The sequence below is a fragment of the Paraburkholderia sp. BL17N1 genome, assembly GCF_003634175.1.
Lineage (GTDB): Bacteria > Pseudomonadota > Gammaproteobacteria > Burkholderiales > Burkholderiaceae > Paraburkholderia.
The window spans coordinates 1,064,466-1,080,673 of record NZ_RBIW01000002.1 but is presented as its reverse complement, the minus strand read 5'-3'; the positions used below and the strand labels follow the sequence as shown (position 1 = coordinate 1,080,673).

At 62.3% G+C, this 16,208-nt stretch carries 12 protein-coding genes; 5 read left to right on the top strand and 7 right to left on the bottom strand.

All coding sequences use genetic code 11. From position 1 onward, the window contains the following. Positions 1-102: 102 nt before the first annotated feature. Positions 103-1,473, top strand: a complete 1,371-nt coding sequence (locus tag B0G82_RS24800; protein WP_121309367.1) for a lysine N(6)-hydroxylase/L-ornithine N(5)-oxygenase family protein — start codon at positions 103-105, stop codon at positions 1,471-1,473. Between the two features lie 71 nt (positions 1,474-1,544). Next, positions 1,545-2,387, top strand: coding sequence for a formyltransferase family protein (locus B0G82_RS24795; RefSeq protein ID WP_121309366.1), 843 nt, complete (start codon positions 1,545-1,547; stop codon positions 2,385-2,387). 71 nt (positions 2,388-2,458) lie between these two features. Here B0G82_RS24795 and B0G82_RS24790 read toward each other — a convergent pair whose 3' ends face one another. After that, positions 2,459-4,177, bottom strand: coding sequence for an MFS transporter (locus B0G82_RS24790; protein ID WP_121309365.1), 1,719 nt, complete (start codon positions 4,175-4,177; stop codon positions 2,459-2,461). Positions 4,178-4,304: 127 nt separating this feature from the next. Here B0G82_RS24790 and B0G82_RS24785 point away from each other — a divergent pair, with 127 nt between their 5' ends. Then, positions 4,305-5,243: a LysR family transcriptional regulator gene (locus B0G82_RS24785; RefSeq protein WP_121309364.1), complete on the top strand. Its 939-nt coding sequence runs from the start codon at positions 4,305-4,307 to the stop codon at positions 5,241-5,243. Here B0G82_RS24785 and B0G82_RS24780 read toward each other — a convergent pair. Further along, the gene (locus B0G82_RS24780) at positions 5,240-7,423 is read right to left on the bottom strand and encodes a TonB-dependent siderophore receptor (RefSeq protein WP_121309363.1); all 2,184 of its coding nucleotides are present in this window, start codon (positions 7,421-7,423) and stop codon (positions 5,240-5,242) included. The two genes, B0G82_RS24785 and B0G82_RS24780, sit on opposite strands and share 4 nt — an antisense overlap. A 414-nt stretch (positions 7,424-7,837) precedes the next feature. Here B0G82_RS24780 and B0G82_RS24775 point away from each other — a divergent pair, with 414 nt between their 5' ends. Next, entirely contained in the window at positions 7,838-10,066 is a 2,229-nt protein-coding gene (locus B0G82_RS24775; protein WP_116123004.1) for an NADP-dependent isocitrate dehydrogenase, read from the top strand. A gap of 107 nt (positions 10,067-10,173) precedes the next feature. On the opposite strand, the gene B0G82_RS24770 is transcribed toward B0G82_RS24775, so the two are convergent. From B0G82_RS24770 to B0G82_RS24750, 5 genes are all read right to left on the bottom strand, one after another. Next, the gene (locus B0G82_RS24770) at positions 10,174-10,404 is read right to left on the bottom strand and encodes a hypothetical protein (protein ID WP_106278622.1); all 231 of its coding nucleotides are present in this window, start codon (positions 10,402-10,404) and stop codon (positions 10,174-10,176) included. Between the two features lie 392 nt (positions 10,405-10,796). Further along, positions 10,797-11,615, bottom strand: coding sequence for an alpha/beta hydrolase (locus B0G82_RS24765; RefSeq protein WP_121309362.1), 819 nt, complete (start codon positions 11,613-11,615; stop codon positions 10,797-10,799). A 230-nt stretch (positions 11,616-11,845) separates the two neighbouring features. Then, positions 11,846-13,174, bottom strand: a complete 1,329-nt coding sequence (locus B0G82_RS24760) for a DUF3443 domain-containing protein (protein WP_121309361.1) — start codon at positions 13,172-13,174, stop codon at positions 11,846-11,848. A gap of 30 nt (positions 13,175-13,204) precedes the next feature. Beyond that, positions 13,205-13,714, bottom strand: coding sequence for a DUF2844 domain-containing protein (locus B0G82_RS24755; protein ID WP_199730168.1), 510 nt, complete (start codon positions 13,712-13,714; stop codon positions 13,205-13,207). Between the two features lie 176 nt (positions 13,715-13,890). Further along, positions 13,891-14,784 carry a LysR family transcriptional regulator gene (locus B0G82_RS24750; protein ID WP_121309360.1) on the bottom strand — a complete coding sequence of 298 codons (894 nt, stop codon included), beginning with the start codon at positions 14,782-14,784 and terminating at the stop codon, positions 13,891-13,893. A 100-nt stretch (positions 14,785-14,884) separates the two neighbouring features. Here B0G82_RS24750 and B0G82_RS24745 point away from each other — a divergent pair, with 100 nt between their 5' ends. Then, a complete protein-coding gene (locus tag B0G82_RS24745) occupies positions 14,885-16,189 on the top strand; it encodes a citrate:proton symporter (protein ID WP_121309359.1) in 1,305 nt (434 codons plus the stop codon). The last annotated feature ends 19 nt before the right edge of the window (positions 16,190-16,208 follow it).

Here is a 16,208-nt window from a genome sequence, read left to right as displayed (position 1 = left end):
GCCGGCAAAAGCCGCAGTCGATAAAAACCGCATCAATCACGAAAGATTTTTCACCGGCCCGCGCATGCGGCGCGCCGGCTTCCACCGATAAGGACCTGCGACATGCACAGAGACACCGTATTTGATCTGATCGGAATCGGCTTCGGACCGTCGAATCTCGCGCTTGCCGTGCGCCTAGCCGAAGAGGCCGGCGTGCCGGATCTCGCGCATTGTTTCATCGAGCGTCAGCCGGGATTCGGCTGGCATCGCGGCATGCTGCTCGACGATTGCCGGATGCAGATCTCCTTCCTCAAGGATCTTGTGACAATGCGCGATCCGAAAAGCCGCTTCACGTTCATCAATTATCTGTTCGAGCGTGGACGTCTGGCGGATTTCGTCAATCTGAAGAACTTCTATCCGACGCGTGTGGAGTTCCACGATTACCTGAGCTGGGTCGCGGCGTCGTTCGACGATCGCGTGAACTACGGCCAGACCGTGACCGGCATCGAAGCGGTCAGGAGTGCGGCCAACACGAACGACGTCGAAGCGCTGCGGGTTTTCTCGCGCGACAGCGAAGGCCGCGAGTGGCAGCGCGTGACGCGGGCGCTGTCGGTCGGCATCGGCGGCGGTCCGCAGGTGCCGGAAGCCTTTGCCGCGCTCGGTACGCACAACATCGTGCATTCGTCGCAGTACCTGACGTCCATCGACCGCGCGGTCGGACCCGCGGACGGCGCGCGAAAACGCGTGGCGGTGATCGGCGCGGGACAGAGCGCGGCCGAGGTGTTCGTCGACCTGACGCGCCGCTTTCCGCACGTCGATGCGAGCCTCATCATCCGCTCGAGCGCGCTAAAACCCGCCGACGACAGCCCGTTCGTCAACGAGATTTTCAGCCCGGCCTTTACCGATATCGTCTACGCGCAGCCACGCGACGGCCGCCGTTCGCTGATCGAGCGCTTTCGCGATACCAACTACGCGGTGGTCGACCGTCCGCTGATCGAGCAGATCTACGAAATGCTTTATCTGCAGAACGTGTCCGCCGATCCGCGGCACCGGCTGCTCGCGAACACCGGCATCGAAACGGCGGTGCGCACGGCGGGCGGCCAGATCGAACTCACATTGCGTGATCGTCTGAGCGGCCACGCGCGCGCCGAGCAGTTCGACGCGCTGGTGCTCGCGACGGGCTATCGGCGCGACACGCATTTCGAGCTGCTGGATGGCCTCGCGCCGCATCTCGGCGATGCGCTTGCGCAAGGCAACGTCGAACGCGATTATCGGCTCGCCACGCCGGCGAGTTTCAAACCGCGCGTTTATCTGCAGGGCTGCTGTGAAGACAGTCACGGGCTGTCCGACACGCTACTGTCGGTGCTCGCGCTGCGCTCCGACGAAATCGCCGCATCGCTTGCACACCACGCGTCGCAAGACCGGTCGGACGGCCGGACACAACAAGCACAAGAAAACGCGACGAACGTGGGCCGCATGGCCTTCGCGCTTTAATAAAAGACGGCCGCTTCAGCCGTAGAAAAACCCGGTCCTGGCGTGCCACGACTGACACATAGGAAACCACTATGCCGAAGAAAAAACTCGTTTATATCTGGTCGCTGAGAAACGCAGCCGCCGACAAGGCAGGGCAAGACGTCGCGTACAAGAGCGGCACGCGCTACATGAAGTCGGTGCTGGAGTCCCTCGTCGAGGCGCTCAACGACACCGAACTAGGCGATCAGTACTCGCTCGAAAAAGTCATTTACGACGATGACGCCGGGTCCAGCGTGGATCGCGAGAAACTGAAGGAATACGGCTTCGCTTACGAACCGGGCAGGCGCTGGTTCTATCCGCCGAATCTGCGTGTGCAGGGCAAGCCGGTCAACGATCTGCTGCTCGCCATTCCATCGACGTACCGGCGTGAGCCGCTCGATGCGCCGGGACGACCGGCAGGCAAGAGCGCTTTCGAAAAGCATCTGCTCGATACGCTGGTGGAGTTGAAGGCCGATATCGTCGTGCTCGACGGGTTGTTAATCATTCTCGACGAACTGGTTCGGCCGGGCGCGCCGTTCCATCGCAAGATCGTAAACATTCATCCGGGCGTGACGCGCGCCGAATCGCCGTACGAGCGGCGCGGCGCCTATGCGACGCTCGATGCGCTCTACGGCGCGCGCGGCCAGAAGGTGGTCAACTGGAAGACGATGGAGACCGTGGCGGTCGAACCGCTCTATCTGACCGGCGCATCGTTTCACTATGTCGACAACGGTATCGATTCGGGCGAGGTGATTCACGACGTGCTGAATACCGAAATCGATAAGGACGATACGATCCTCGAACTGCGCTGGAACAATTTCAACCGCAGTCTTTTCCCGGCTTTGAATGAAGGGCTGGCGATGATGGCGGGCCAGAAGGTGCAAGTGGAGGCATGAGCGGTGAGGCGGCGTGTAAGCGTCGCTCCAAACTTATTTGCTTACGCATGGCGCAGTCGACGAAGCGCTAACTAACACGCGTCGCATCGGGCTGGTTGTGGCTGCTGCTTCGCCGGCACGGGCTTCTCGCTTTTTAGTCTTCTCGACGCGCTGCCCGAAATCACGAAACTGAGCGCGGCAAGCACCCACACGCCGACTCCGCCGTAGACCATCACCCAGCCGAAGCCCTGCATCAACGCGGCATGCACGACGCTGCCCGACGGGTCGATTTGCGCCAACGCGGGCATCCCCGTTCTGACCGCTTCGACATCGCCCGCCGCAATCTTCTCCGCGAGTCTGCCGAGCGGCGCGGTGTCGAGCGTCGTCGGCAATCGCGTCTTCAGGTTAAAGAGAATCCCGCCGACCAGGATCGCACCCATCAACGCGATGTTGATTGCGAGCGTAATCATTCGCGCACTCATATCGATGCCCGACGCCATGCCGGCGCGTTCCGCGGGAACCGCCGCGGTCGTCGTATTGGTGACGGGCGTATTGGTGAGAGCGAGGCCCGCGCCCGCGATCATGCAACCCGGCAACAGGGTCCAAGCGTCGGCATGCGCGGCGCCGCTGCCGTAACGCATCAGCATGAAGCCGAGGCCGATCGTAAACAGTCCGACAGGTATGGCGATGCCCGAGCCGTAACGCAGTGCGAGACGTTCGCCAAGCGGCGGAAACAGCAGCGTCGGCAGCGTATAGGCGAGCAACGCGAGTCCTGCGCTCACGCTGTCATAGCCGAGGCCGATCTGGAAGTAGATCGGCAGATAGATCATGAACGGCCAGAAGCTGAAATTCATGCCCGCCGAGCCCATCAGTGCGCCGGAAAACTGCGGAATCCTGAATACGGAAAAGTCGAACATGGGCCGCGCATTGAGTTTCTCGGCAAACAGAAACGCCACGAAAGCGACCAGCGTCGCCGCGATGATGAAGAGCGCACGCGGATTGCTGAGGCCAAGCGCCGGAACCTGCGTGATGAAATACACCAGCCCGAACACCGCCAGCGACAACGTGACGATGCCGGCAACGTCGAGCGTATGCGCATGCGGGTCACGCGATTCCTGCACGCCGCTGAAAACGAGCGTCAAGGTCACGACAGCGAGTAGCGCGTGCACCCAGAAGACCCATTGCCAACTCGACAACGCCACGATGGCCCCGCCGATGATCGGCCCAAAGCCGAGTCCGATACCGAAGATGATGCCCCACGCGCTGAATGCGCGAGCGCGTTCGGGGCCTTCGTTGAACTGATGCGATAGCACGGCCACCTGGCAGATCAGCATGGCGCCGCCGCTCGCGCCTTGCAGCAGGCGCGCGACGATCAGCGTCGGCACGCTCTGCGCGAGTCCGCAGATCAACGAGGTGATGCCGAACAACGCGATGCCGATCACGAAGATGCGTCGGCGGCCGAAGCGGTCCGCCAGCGTGCCGGTCGCCATCAGTACGGTGGTCACCGCGAGCGTGTAGGCGTTCATGATCCACTGCATGTCTTTGAAGTCGCCGTGCAGCACGCGTTCGAGCGTCGGCAGGATCACCGGCACGCTGGAGATTTCGAGGCCGAACATCAGCGACGCAAGGCATACCGCGCCCAACGCCAAAGTGTTTTTGCGGAGCGAGAGGAAAGCGACGCGTTGCGGGGTCTCGTCGCTCGCAACGCTTCGTGCACGATGTGCTTCGCGCGAGATCGGTTGACGTCGAACTGCTACGTTCGCGCTGGGCCGTTCTGCACGCCGTGGCGGCGCGATCGGGTCTTGTGACATGGATATTCACCTCGTTAGTCGATGGGCTCGCCCACCATGGACTGTGTAATATAGGGGGAATTCAGGTCCCGATTGACGCATAAAAATCCCGGAAATGCGTCTCCATGGGAACCAATAGGACGAACAGATGAGCGACATCCTCGACGGTGTGACGACGTTCGTGCGCGTGGTGGAAACGGGCAGTTTTGCGCTTGCGGCGGAGCGGATGAACCTGACGCGCTCGGCGGTCGGCAAAGTGATCGTGCGGCTGGAGAAGCGCCTCGGCGTGCGCCTGCTCAATCGCACGACGCGCAGCCAGAGCCTCACCGAAGACGGCCAGGCTTACTACGACCGCTGCGTGCGCGCGCTGGCCGAACTCGAAGCCGCCGAAGCCGATCTCGACTCCGGCCGACGCGAGCCGCAAGGCCGCTTGCGCGTGAGCGTGCCGCAGGCTTTCGGTCACTACTGCGTGGCGCCCGTGCTGCTCGGGCTTGCGCGCAAGCATCCACAATTGAAGATCGACATTTCGATTACCGACCGCTTCGTCGACGTGATCGAAGAGGGTTTCGATCTCGTGGTGCGGGTGGGCCCGCTCGCCGACAGCGTGAGCCTCGCCGCGCGCAAGCTCGGTATGCAGCACGCGAGTATCGGCGCCGCGCCGGCTTATCTCGCGCGTCATGGCACGCCGCGCAACGTGGAGGAATTACGCGGCCATGCGGTGATCGCCTACTTGCGAGCAGGATCGGCGCAGCCTTGGGACGTGGTCGATGTGAACGGGCAAATCCGCCGCGCGCAGGTTCAGCCGCAACTCGGTTTCGACGACATGAAGGGGATTGTCGATGCCGCTCTCGCCGGTTTCGGCCTCGCATGGCTGCCGAGTTGGCTATTGGCCCGTTATGAGAAAACAGGCGAGCTGGTGACGGTGATGGAGAATTGTTTCCGGCCTGCTCAGGAGATTCACCTGGTGTGGCCCAAGAGCCGCTATCTGCCGCTGAAAACGCGCTGTGCGATCGATGCGCTGGTTGCGGAGATTCCCGCCATGATCGGGGCGCCCGCCAGGGGCGCCCCTCGTTCACGCGATGCTTAGAACTGCAGCGTTGCGCTGGCTACGGCAGTGCGCGTCGGCGACGGCGCCACGTAGTAGCCCCACGCCGTCGTCCAGTAACGGCGGTTGAACAGGTTGTTGATGCCCGCGCGGAACGTCACGTCCTTGCCGGCGATCTTCGTCTCATAGCGGCCGCTCAGATCGAACGTGGTGTATGCCGGCACGAACTGAGTGTTCTGCGCATCGACGGCCTGGTTGCCGACGTACTTGCCACCGAACGCCAGCGTCAGCGGACGCAGATACGACGGGTTGTATTCGATGCGGCCCGTCACGGTGAAGCGCGGCGCGCCGTAGATGCGCTTGCCTTCCACGGTCGGGTCGTTCACGTCCATGGCCTTCGTATCGAGCCACATCACGCCGCCCAGCACGCGCCATTCGCTCGTGACCGCAAGCCAGCCGCTCGCGTCGAGGCCTTGATAGCGTTTGGTGCCGTCCTGCACGAAGATATTGTCGACGTTCGTGTAGTTGTAACCCTGATCGACGCGGAACAGCGCGAGGTTGGCGCCCCACTTGGCGTGATCGGTCTTGAAGCCGACTTCGTACTGCTTGCTGCGCAGCGGGCCGAAGGTGTCCGGGTAGTTGAGGTTGGTGTTCGACGCCGCGCCGCCCTGTTCCAGCGACTCCACGTAGCTCGCATACAGCGTGGAGTACGGATCGGTCTTGAACATCAGCGCGAAGGTCGGCGTGACCGGGTCCGCCTGGTATTGCGACGACACCGCGCCGCTCGGGTCGTACACGTGCTGCTGATATTGCGTGTAGCGCACGCCGACCAGCGCCGACAGACGCGACGTGAGTTGCACGGTATCGCTCGCGTACACGGCGGCTTGCGTGGTGCGCTGCTGACGGTACAGGTTCGAGCCGATGCTGACTTCGTCGTTGGTCAGCAACGTGCTGGCGTACAGATTGCCGTTGCCGAGGAAGTAGCCGTCGTTCCAACCCGTGCTGTTGCTGTACTCACTGGTTTGCGTCAGGAAGCCCGCGCCCACCACCACGTCATGCTTGATGCTGCCCGTGTTGAAATGGCCTTGCACCATGCCGTCGACGTTCTGATAGAAGTAGCGCGTCATGGCCGCGTAGAGCGTGTTCGAGTAGTTGCCTGCAGGGTCGGTGACGAACAGCAAGCTATCCGAATTCGTGCGGTTCTCCTTGGCGAAGCGATACTTGATGCTCGCATGCCAGTTTTCGGAGATGCGGTAATCCAGGCCCGTGCCGAACGAGGCCATTTCGGTCTCATAGTAGTTCTGCGGTTGCGTGAGCGCGTGGGTGACTTTGCTCGCGTCGGGAATGCCGCCGGCGTCGGCGCCGAACATCAGGCCGAACAGCGTGCCGTTGGTTCTGCGCTTCTGGTAGAACGCGTCGGCGCTCCACGTCAGATCGGGCGTGATGCGGAAGTCGAATGCGAGCGACGCGACCTGGCGGCGCACGTGGCCGTGGTCTTCGGCGGTGTTGCCGTTTTCGTTGGCGAGGTTCAGGCGATAGCCGAAACGGTCGTCATTGCCGAAGCGGCCGCCCAGATCCACCGCCTCGCTGAACACGCCGGCCGACTTGTAGCCGACCGAGACGCTGCGGTACGGCGTGTCGGTGGGGCGCTTCAACACGTAGTTCACGATGCCGCCCGGCGAGCCGAAGCCGTACATGAAGCCCGACAGGCCCTTGAGCAATTCGACCTGCTCGAACGGTTCGAGCGAGAGGTCGGTATCCCACGAAGGGAAACTCTGGCCGTCCACCTTGACGCTGTTCAGCGTGTCGATCGGCATGCCGCGCACGGTGAACATGGAGTTTTCGCTGATTGCGTTCTCGCTGGTCACCGAGACCGCCGGATCGTACTTGTACAGATCATTGGCGGTCGTCGCGAACAGGTCCTGCGCTTCGTCGCTCGTCACGACGTGGGTCGAGAACGGCGTGTCCACCTGCTTGCGCGAACCCAGCGCGCCCGCGCTGACCGTGTCGGCCTGCGCCACGGTACTGTCTTTCGACGCCGAGACGCTCACGGCCGGCAGCGTCGCGCCGGCGTCGCTGGCCGCGACCTGCGCCCAGCCCGAAGTCGATAGCGTGGAAAGCGTCAAACCGACGCTGGCCAGAAGCCCCGCGCTCAGCAGCGAGGGAGTGCGGCGTTGGCCGCGCACAAACGCCGGTTTGCCGGCGACAAAGAATATCTGCATGTTGTTCGAATTGGACAGAGTGACGCCTGTCACGCACCTGGAAAAGTGCGAAACGGCCTCAGCGACAGCGAGTGGTTGGAGTAATCGAAATGTAAGAACACAAGTGCGTTTAAATGGTAATGCAGCTGATTCGCATTAACAATATATTTGTTGCGAGTTCTGAGTCATCTATAAGACATCTGTCATAAGACGATGCTAAATCGGCCCAAAGCCTTGTCTGGCGGGGCTCGACCCTCTTGGTGGCGTTTCCGGGATATGTTTGTTTAGCAGCGAGTAGAGGAAAACACGCATATACTCACGGCTTGGCCGTAGAAAGTAGTGCCGTGCGTCGCGCCGCAATGTTGTTTTGCCGCAACGTGCTGGTCGGCACCGCCGAACGCTCTGTCTAACACTTCACCTAGCAAAGCACCGAACATGTCCACACCGCCGAAGATCATCTACACCCTGACCGACGAAGCGCCTGCTCTGGCGACTTACTCGCTGCTGCCGATCGTGAAGGCGTTCACGCGCTCGTCCGACGTGATCGTCGAAACGCGCGATATTTCGCTTGCCGGCCGGATCATCGCTGCATTCCCCGATTACCTGAGCGCGGAACAGAAGGGTCCCGACGATCTGGCGGAACTGGGTGGACTCAGCACGCGTCCGGAAGCGAACGTCATCAAGCTGCCGAACATCAGCGCGTCGGTGCCGCAACTGAAGGCCGCGATCAGCGAACTGCGCGATCAGGGTTACAAGCTCCCGGCGTATCCGGACGTCGCGAATACCGACGCCGAAAAAGACGTCAAGGCGCGCTACGACAAGATCAAGGGCAGCGCCGTCAACCCGGTGCTGCGCGAAGGCAATTCGGACCGCCGCGCGCCGCTGTCGGTCAAGAACTACGCACGCAAGCATCCGCACAAGATGGGCGCATGGAGCGCGGACTCGAAGTCGCACGTCGCGCACATGAGCGGCGGCGATTTCTACGGCAGCGAAAAGTCGGCGCTGATCGGCGCAGCCGGTTCGGTGAAGATCGAACTGACGGCAGCGGACGGCTCGAAGACGGTGCTGAAGGAAAAGACGGCCGTGCAAGCGGGCGAGATCATCGACGCTTCGGTGCTGTCGAAGAACGCGCTGCGCAGCTTCATCGAAGCGGAAATCGCGGACGCGAAGGCGAAGGGCGTGCTGTTCTCGGTGCACCTGAAGGCCACCATGATGAAGGTGTCGGATCCGATCATCTTCGGTCACGTGGTGTCGGTGTTCTACAAAGACGTGCTGAGCAAGCACGCCGACGCGCTGGCGCAAGCCGGCTTCAACCCGAACAACGGTATCGGCGATCTGTACGCGCGCCTGAAAGACCTGCCGGCTGAAACGGTTGCCGCGATCGAAGCCGACATCAAGGCGCAATACGAACAGCGTCCGCAACTGGCCATGGTCAATTCGGACAAGGGCATCACCAGCCTGCACGTGCCGAGCGACGTGATCGTCGACGCGTCCATGCCGGCCATGATCCGCGAGTCGGGCAAGATGTGGGGTGCGGACGGCGCGCTGCACGACGCCAAGGCCGTGATTCCGGACCGCTGCTACGCCGACGTGTATCAGGCGGTGATCGAAGACTGCAAGAAGCACGGCGCCTTCGATCCGGTCACGATGGGCACGGTGCCCAACGTCGGCCTGATGGCGCAAGCGGCTGAAGAATACGGCTCACACGACAAAACCTTCCAGATCCCGGCAAACGGCGTGGTTCGCGTGACGGACGCGGCCGGTACGGTGCTGATCGAACACCAGGTGGAAGCAGGCGACATCTGGCGCATGTGCCAGACCAAGGACGCGCCGGTTCAGGACTGGGTCAAGCTCGCGGTCAACCGCGCCCGCGCCACCAACACGCCGGCCGTGTTCTGGCTGGACGCGGCTCGCGCGCACGACGCTCAGATCATCAAGAAGGTCGAGCAATACCTGAAGAACCACGACACCACCGGTCTGGACATTCGCGTCATGACGCCGGTCGAGGCGACCAGGTTCTCGATCGAACGCATCCGCGCCGGCAAGGACACGATTTCGGTCACCGGCAACGTGCTGCGCGACTACCTGACCGACCTGTTCCCGATCATGGAACTGGGCACGAGCGCGAAGATGCTGTCCATCGTCCCGCTGATGGCCGGTGGCGGCATGTTCGAAACCGGCGCGGGCGGTTCGGCGCCGAAGCACGTTCAGCAACTGGTTGAAGAAGGTTTCCTGCGTTGGGACTCGCTGGGTGAATTCCTGGCGTTGGCCGCGTCGCTCGAACATCTGAGCAGCGCGTATCACAACCCCAAGGCGCAGGTGCTGGCCAAGACGCTGGATCAGGCAACCGGCAAGTTCCTCGACAACGACAAGTCGCCGGCGCGCAAGGTTGGCGGTATCGACAATCGTGGCAGCCACTTCTACCTCGCGCTGTACTGGGCGGAAGCACTGGCCGCGCAAACCGAAGACGCGGCGCTGCAGGCGCAGTTCGCCGGCGTGGCGAAGGCATTGGCTGAGAACGAGGCGAAGATCGTCGAAGAACTGGCTGCGGCACAAGGCAAGCCGGTGGATATCGGCGGTTACTATCGTCCGAATGTCGAACTGACGAGCAAGGCCATGCGTCCGAGCGCCACGCTCAACAAGATCGTGGATGCGATTGCTTAAGGCACTGAGGCCGTAGGCTGCACAGAAACAAGCGGTAAACATGACGATGGCGCTTTCGAGCGCCATCGTCGTTTCTACGCCGACGTGGACAATGGCCATGCCGGCCATCACACGTGAACGATTTCCCAATCGCTGAGTTTCTCGGGAATCTCGAGCGTCGACGTGTCGTCGGCTTCGGAGAGATGCGGGCAGATCAAGCCGCGCGCGAGGTCGTCCGCTGCCTGTTGCGGGCTGGCAAATTCACCGAGCGTTTCATTGCCGTAGGTCGCCTCCCAACCGTCCTGGCCCGGCAAAATATAGAAAGCACCCTGATTCGAACCGAAGCGAAAGCCTTTCATTTTTAGTCTCCCAAGTACCATTTAAAAACCGCGGTGCCGTGGCGGCTTCGTTCCAGAGGTTGGGATTCTTCAGACATTGTTTCGTCTCTTCCCACTCCGCCCGACTACTGAAGCGCCGGCTCTTGTAAAAGAGTCTACGTCAGCACGCAGCGGCGCAAGTGGCTGTTAGACACTTCGTTCCATCAAAAATTATTGTTTATAAATAATGGTTTATCGCTTCGGTTTCACGATATGCAACGTGGGGCGACATTGCGAAATGCCGAATTTGTGCCACGCACCACGATTTTTTACGAAGCGCGTGATCGTTCCGTATCGTGAAATATTGAGGGTTTGGAGCGACGCTTACGTCGAAGCGCCGAAGCCAGGAGACGCGGCGAGCGCCGCCATCCTGTTCAACGTGCAATCCGGCGCAGGAAATCCAGCACCACGCGATTGAATTGCGCGGGCCTTTGCAGCGGCGCGAAATGGCTCACGCCGGGCAGCAGGATCAACTCCGCGCCCGGAATGCTGCGCGCGAGATAGTCGGCGTGTTCCGGCCTGATGAACTCGTCGTGCTCGCTCTGCACGATCGCGACCGGCACGCGAATCTTTGCCAGATCGTCGGCGGAATAGTTGGGCTCGGTTTTCATCATCGCGCTGACCGCGCCTACAAACGCTTCGAACTCGCGCGGTGTCGCCGATAGCTGCGCGTAGTCTTGGGCATGGCGGTTGAAGCAGCGCTCGATCGCGGGCGTGGGTACAAATGGCTTGGTGCCGCTCGGGTCCATATTGCAGCCGAAGAAGAACACGCCCGCTACGCGCTCAGGGGCGGTGGCACCCACCACCATCGCGATGCAGGCGCCGTCGCTCCAGCCCACCAGCGCGGCGCGTTCAAGTTGCAGCGTGTCCATGACGGCCAGCACGTCGGACGCCATCAGTTCGTAGCGGTAGGGCCGCGCGTCGCGGGTGCTGCGGCCGTGGCCGCGGCTGTCGACGACCACCACGCGATGCCCCGCGTCGAGCAGCGCCGGAACCTGATAGCCCCAATTGCCGCTGTGTCCGAGACCGCCGTGAAGCAGGATCACCGGCGCGCCGACGCCATACGATGCGTACCAGATTCGCGCGCCTTCGTGCTCGACGTAGCCTTCGTCGCTCGGGACCGGCAGCGGCGCCGCGCCGTGGGCTTCGAAGCGTTCGAGGTCGTCGTCGTGAGGGTGGGTGGAGGGGTCCATTGCCGTTGTCTCCGCTGTGTCGACCGGAGTTGGCGCTTTTGGAGCGCTACTCCGGTTCTTGCAACATGCTGCGTTGTGATTCGCTAGGTTGCCAGCGTTGCTACCAGAAGATCAACAGACCTACGCGTTTTTGCATTCGGGCGGTGTGGGCCCGCCTTCTGCGATCTCATGCCGTGCAATTGCCACGCCATGACGGATCGAGCGTCATTCACAGGCGGGAAGACCGGCGCTCAACTTGACACGTAAGCGACGTACGGCCCCGTGCCACCACCTGTCGATGCGCGGCCGGAAATGCCGTAATACACATGACGGCCATAAAAGAACGGCAGACCGAAGTCGAACTGCCGGGTCATGTAGATCCCGAGATTATTGAACGCGTTATTCCCCGATGAAGTCAGCGTCGCGGCGTTCGCGATATTGAAGCCGAGCGTCACGGTCGCCGGATTGGTCCCTGCCAGCGTCGAAGTACGACCCACGGTCGCAGCCGGGATGTAGTACCCGGACGACGTGTCGCGAGCGATCGTCGTGTCCGGAAAGAACATCACCGTCGAGCCCGAATCGAAGAACGTCTGCGTGAACGTGGTGCCGCCATAAGAGGACGTGAAGTCGCCATTCAGATCCGTTCGGAGAATCGGCGCGCCCGTGCCGTTCAGCACGTTATTGGCCTGCGTATCGATGCCGAACACGAGCGTGCCTTGAGCGGTCGCGCTGCCGCTATCCAACACCTGCGCCATTTCCAGAATCACACCGTTGTTATCTTGCGCGAACCGTGCGACCGGGTTGCTGATCTGCTTGGAGACCGGCACCGAGACCGCGTTGCCGGCATTGGTGTAATAGAACTGCGAGAGCACCGTCAGCGCACATTGTGAACCGCAGTCCACCGGGCTGACGCCAATGCCGAGAATGCCGTTCGCGCCGAGATCGGACGCGGCGGCGAGCGGCCGGCCGACCTGGCATTCGCTCGGTGCGGCAATGGTCAACGCCGAATCGCCGATCACCTGGATCGGCACCGAAGCGGCAACTTCGCTCGACAGCCCGATGTCCGCGAGGTGCACCGAACCCCATGCATAACCGCTGCCGAACAATGCGCATTCAGCAAGCGGCAGGCCGCTCGACTGATCCGTTTCGGCGGTGAGCGCGTTGAAGGTGGAGGTCGGGATTGCGGAGCGCACCACACGCAGCCCGAACGAAGCCGTATCGACGATCACATTGGGAATCGTCGTGCAACTCGTGCTCGCGTTGGAGCCGGGGGCGCAGAGCTTGACGCTGACCATCGGCTGGTTGTGAATGCCCGTTCCGCTTACCGTCACCGACATCGTGTTGCCGGGACCGACGGGTGTGGGCACGGCAGACGCATCGACGGCGAGCGCGTTGGAGCTCGAGTCGCCGGTCGAAGGGTTGGACGTCGTGCCGCCGGGCCCCGTCGGCGCACTGGCGGCAGCCGGTGCATTAGCCGTCGAGTTGCTGCTGGAGCCGCCGCCACCCCCGCCGCAGCCGGCAAGACCTAACGCCAATCCGAGCCCGAGCGCCGCGGCAATAATCCTTGCGATTTTGCGCACTATTGTTCTCTCTCTAATGATTTTAATGAGTTATTTGATATCGTCAGCGCTCACGCCTTGCGGCAGCGCTTGCGGTAAATAGGCGCGTCCCACGAAAGCGCCCATATGGCCGCCGGTCTCGACGACCAGCGCCGACTGATGCACGGCGGCGGGTCCGTAGCCGCCGCCTTGCGTGGCGTGGGCGTCGGTGAGCGCCTGGACATACGACGGGAAGTAAGCGGCGAGCAGCGTCTTGAGCGGCGGCATGGTCGGGCCTTCCCAACTCAAGGCAAACACCGTATTGCCCGCGCTGATGTACTCGCTTACGACGGTGCCCGAGGGCAGCGTGGTCTGGCTCACGGTGTAAGCCGCCGAGGCCGCATTGCCACTGGCGGCGAAGCGCGCCACTGCCGCGCTATTCTGGCCGGCCGCCCCTGCGCTCGTGCTGCTGGCCGTGACCGGATAGGTCGGTGCGCCGCCCAGTGCCGCATACGCCGGAGCGGTCAGCGCTGTCAGAGCGAACGAAGCCGCGGCCGCCGCGAGTATTCGAAATTGACTCATTATCGGTTTTCGTTTTCAAAGTTTTTGGAGTTTTGGAAACACGCGCGAGCGGTCTTTAATCCCCCGAACTCGCGCGAAGCCGATATTAGCGCGGGAGTGTTAAATTAAATCAGACGATTAACGGCGATAATGCGGCTCTGTTTGAAAATGAAAGCTAACGCGCATTCGGCTGCTGTTCATTTCTCGCCGAGCTTCTCGATCAGCATCGAAACGAAGGTCTCCGTGACGGGCGGCAATGTCCGGCCGCGCTTTTTGATGAGCGCGATAGGGCGAGTGAATGCGGGGTCGTCGACCGCGCGCACGATCAACTCGGGCTCCGCCCTGACTTCGCGGGCCGACTCCGGCAGGATCGTTACGCCGAGGCCGGCGCGCACCATCGCCACCGCGCTCATCATGTAGGTCGGCTCGCACGCGATCTCCGGCGTGCAGCGGGCGTTCGCGAAAGCGCTATCGACCACCGCCCGCACACTCGTGCCTTGCGCGGTCAACACGAGCGGCGCGGCGGCGAGATCGGCCAACGTGATGCGCCGCCGCCGGGCAAGCGCATGCCGTTTCGGGAACACCGCAACCAGCCGGTCGATGCCCGCATGCAGCACCTCGAAAGCGGCATCGTCGAGCTGGCCGCCGGTCAGCCCGATGTCGACCTCTTCATTGCGCACCAACGTGTTGACCATGCTGGCGACCACGTCGCGCACATGAAAGCTCACGCGCGGCACGGCCTTCTTGATGTCCTGCACGAGTTCGGGCAGGACGCTGGCCGCGAACGTCGGCAAACAGGCGATCCGTACCGTGCCGCTTGCGCCAACGCCCAGCGCGCGCGCGTCGATCAACACATGCTCCATGTCATGCAGCGACTTCTGTAGCAGCGGCAGCAGTTCACGGCCGGTCGGTGTGAGCGCGACATTGCGGCTATTGCGGTCGAACAGGCGCATGCCGACCGTTTCTTCGAGCCGGCGAATCTGTACCGTCAGCGCCGGTTGCGACAGATGCAGCCGCGTCGCCGCGCGCGTGAAGCTGCCCGTTTGCGCGACGGCGATAAACGCGCGGATGTCCCGAAGATTCAGATCCATGATGGTTTGTAATTGCTGCGATCAAATCATTTCAATTGATTTATAGCCGCTTCGAACTTACGCTGGATCGCAGTAAAAAACAATCTTTGGAGACAAGCATATGCTGCCATTACTGGGGCTCGCAACCATCGTCGTGCTGCTCGGCGCGATTCTGTCGAAACGCATGTCGCCGCTGGTGGCGCTCATCATCGTGCCGATTGCGGCGTCGCTTATCGGCGGCTTCGGGTTTCAGACCAGCAAGTTCGTGATCGACGGGCTCAAGAATCTCGCGCCGGTCGTCGGCATGTTCGTGTTCGCGATTCTGTACTTCGGCACCATCACTGACGCGGGCACGCTCGATCCGATCATCGACCGCATTCTGCGCGCCGTCGGCACGCGGCCCACGCGTATCGTGATGGGCACTACGCTGCTCGCGCTGCTGATCCATCTGGACGGCTCCGGCGCCGTCTGCTTTCTGGTCACGATTCCCGCCATGCTGCCGCTCTACGATCGCCTGAAGATGGACCGGCGCGTGCTGGCCGCAGCGGTTTCAATGGCGGCCGGCATCAACTTTCTGCCGTGGACAGGGCCGATGATTCGCGCTTCCGCCTCGCTGCATCTGCCGATCTCGGCGCTGTTCAATCCGCTGATTCCCGTGCAGGCGATCGGCCTCGTGTTCGTGTTCGGCATGGCGTTCTGGCTCGGCCGGCGAGAGGAAAAGCGGCTCGGTCTGACGGCCGCGAGCGGGTCGGTGCCCATGCCCAAACGGGAACTGACGTCCGAAGAACAGGCGCTGCGCCGGCCGAAGCTTTTCTGGTTCAACATCGTGCTGACGCTGGTCGTGCTCGGCACGATGGTCGTGATGGGCGAGAAGATTCCGCCGGCGATCATGTTCATGGTCGGCCTGTGCGTCGCGCTAATGGTCAACTATCCCAACGTGGACATGCAGCGCAAACGGATCGACGCGCATGCCCGCGCGGCCTTGATGATGGCGGGCATTCTGCTGGCGGCCGGCGTGTTCACCGGCGTGATGCAAGGCAGCGGCATGCTGAAGGCGATGGCGCAGGCGGCGGTCGGTTTCGTGCCGCCCGCGATGGCCGGTCATATTCCCGTCGCGCTCGGCTTGCTGTCGATGCCGCTCAGCATGTTGTTCGACCCTGATTCGTTCTACTTCGGCGTGCTGCCTGTGATCGCGGAAGTGGCCGGGCAGCTCGGCGTGCCCGCGGTGCACGTCGGCCAGGCCGCCTTGCTCGGCCAGATGACCACCGGCTTTCCGGTTAGCCCGCTGACACCGGCCACGTTTCTCGTGGTCGGCCTGTGCGGCATCGATCTCGCCGACCATCAGAAATTCACGTTCCCCCTGCTGTTCGGCGCGTCGATCGTCATGACGATTGCCTGCGTCGTGCTGGGGATATTCCCACTGTGAGCATCACTGAACGAATGGA

Bases quoted from the DNA above. Each gene is read 5' to 3' on its own strand.
- B0G82_RS24795 (WP_121309366.1), top strand. From the start codon at position 1,545: ATGCCGAAGAAAAAACTCGTTTATATCTGGTCGCTGAGAAACGCAGCC.
- B0G82_RS24775 (WP_116123004.1), top strand. From the start codon at position 7,838: ATGTCCACACCGCCGAAGATCATCTACACCCTGACCGACGAAGCGCCT.
- B0G82_RS24785 (WP_121309364.1), top strand. From the start codon at position 4,305: ATGAGCGACATCCTCGACGGTGTGACGACGTTCGTGCGCGTGGTGGAA.
- B0G82_RS24770 (WP_106278622.1), bottom strand. From the start codon at position 10,404: ATGAAAGGCTTTCGCTTCGGTTCGAATCAGGGTGCTTTCTATATTTTG.
- B0G82_RS24745 (WP_121309359.1), top strand. From the start codon at position 14,885: ATGCTGCCATTACTGGGGCTCGCAACCATCGTCGTGCTGCTCGGCGCG.
- B0G82_RS24790 (WP_121309365.1), bottom strand. From the start codon at position 4,177: ATGTCACAAGACCCGATCGCGCCGCCACGGCGTGCAGAACGGCCCAGC.
- B0G82_RS24800 (WP_121309367.1), top strand. From the start codon at position 103: ATGCACAGAGACACCGTATTTGATCTGATCGGAATCGGCTTCGGACCG.
- B0G82_RS24755 (WP_199730168.1), bottom strand. From the start codon at position 13,714: ATGAGTCAATTTCGAATACTCGCGGCGGCCGCGGCTTCGTTCGCTCTG.
- B0G82_RS24750 (WP_121309360.1), bottom strand. From the start codon at position 14,784: ATGGATCTGAATCTTCGGGACATCCGCGCGTTTATCGCCGTCGCGCAA.
- B0G82_RS24780 (WP_121309363.1), bottom strand. From the start codon at position 7,423: ATGCAGATATTCTTTGTCGCCGGCAAACCGGCGTTTGTGCGCGGCCAA.
- B0G82_RS24765 (WP_121309362.1), bottom strand. From the start codon at position 11,615: ATGGACCCCTCCACCCACCCTCACGACGACGACCTCGAACGCTTCGAA.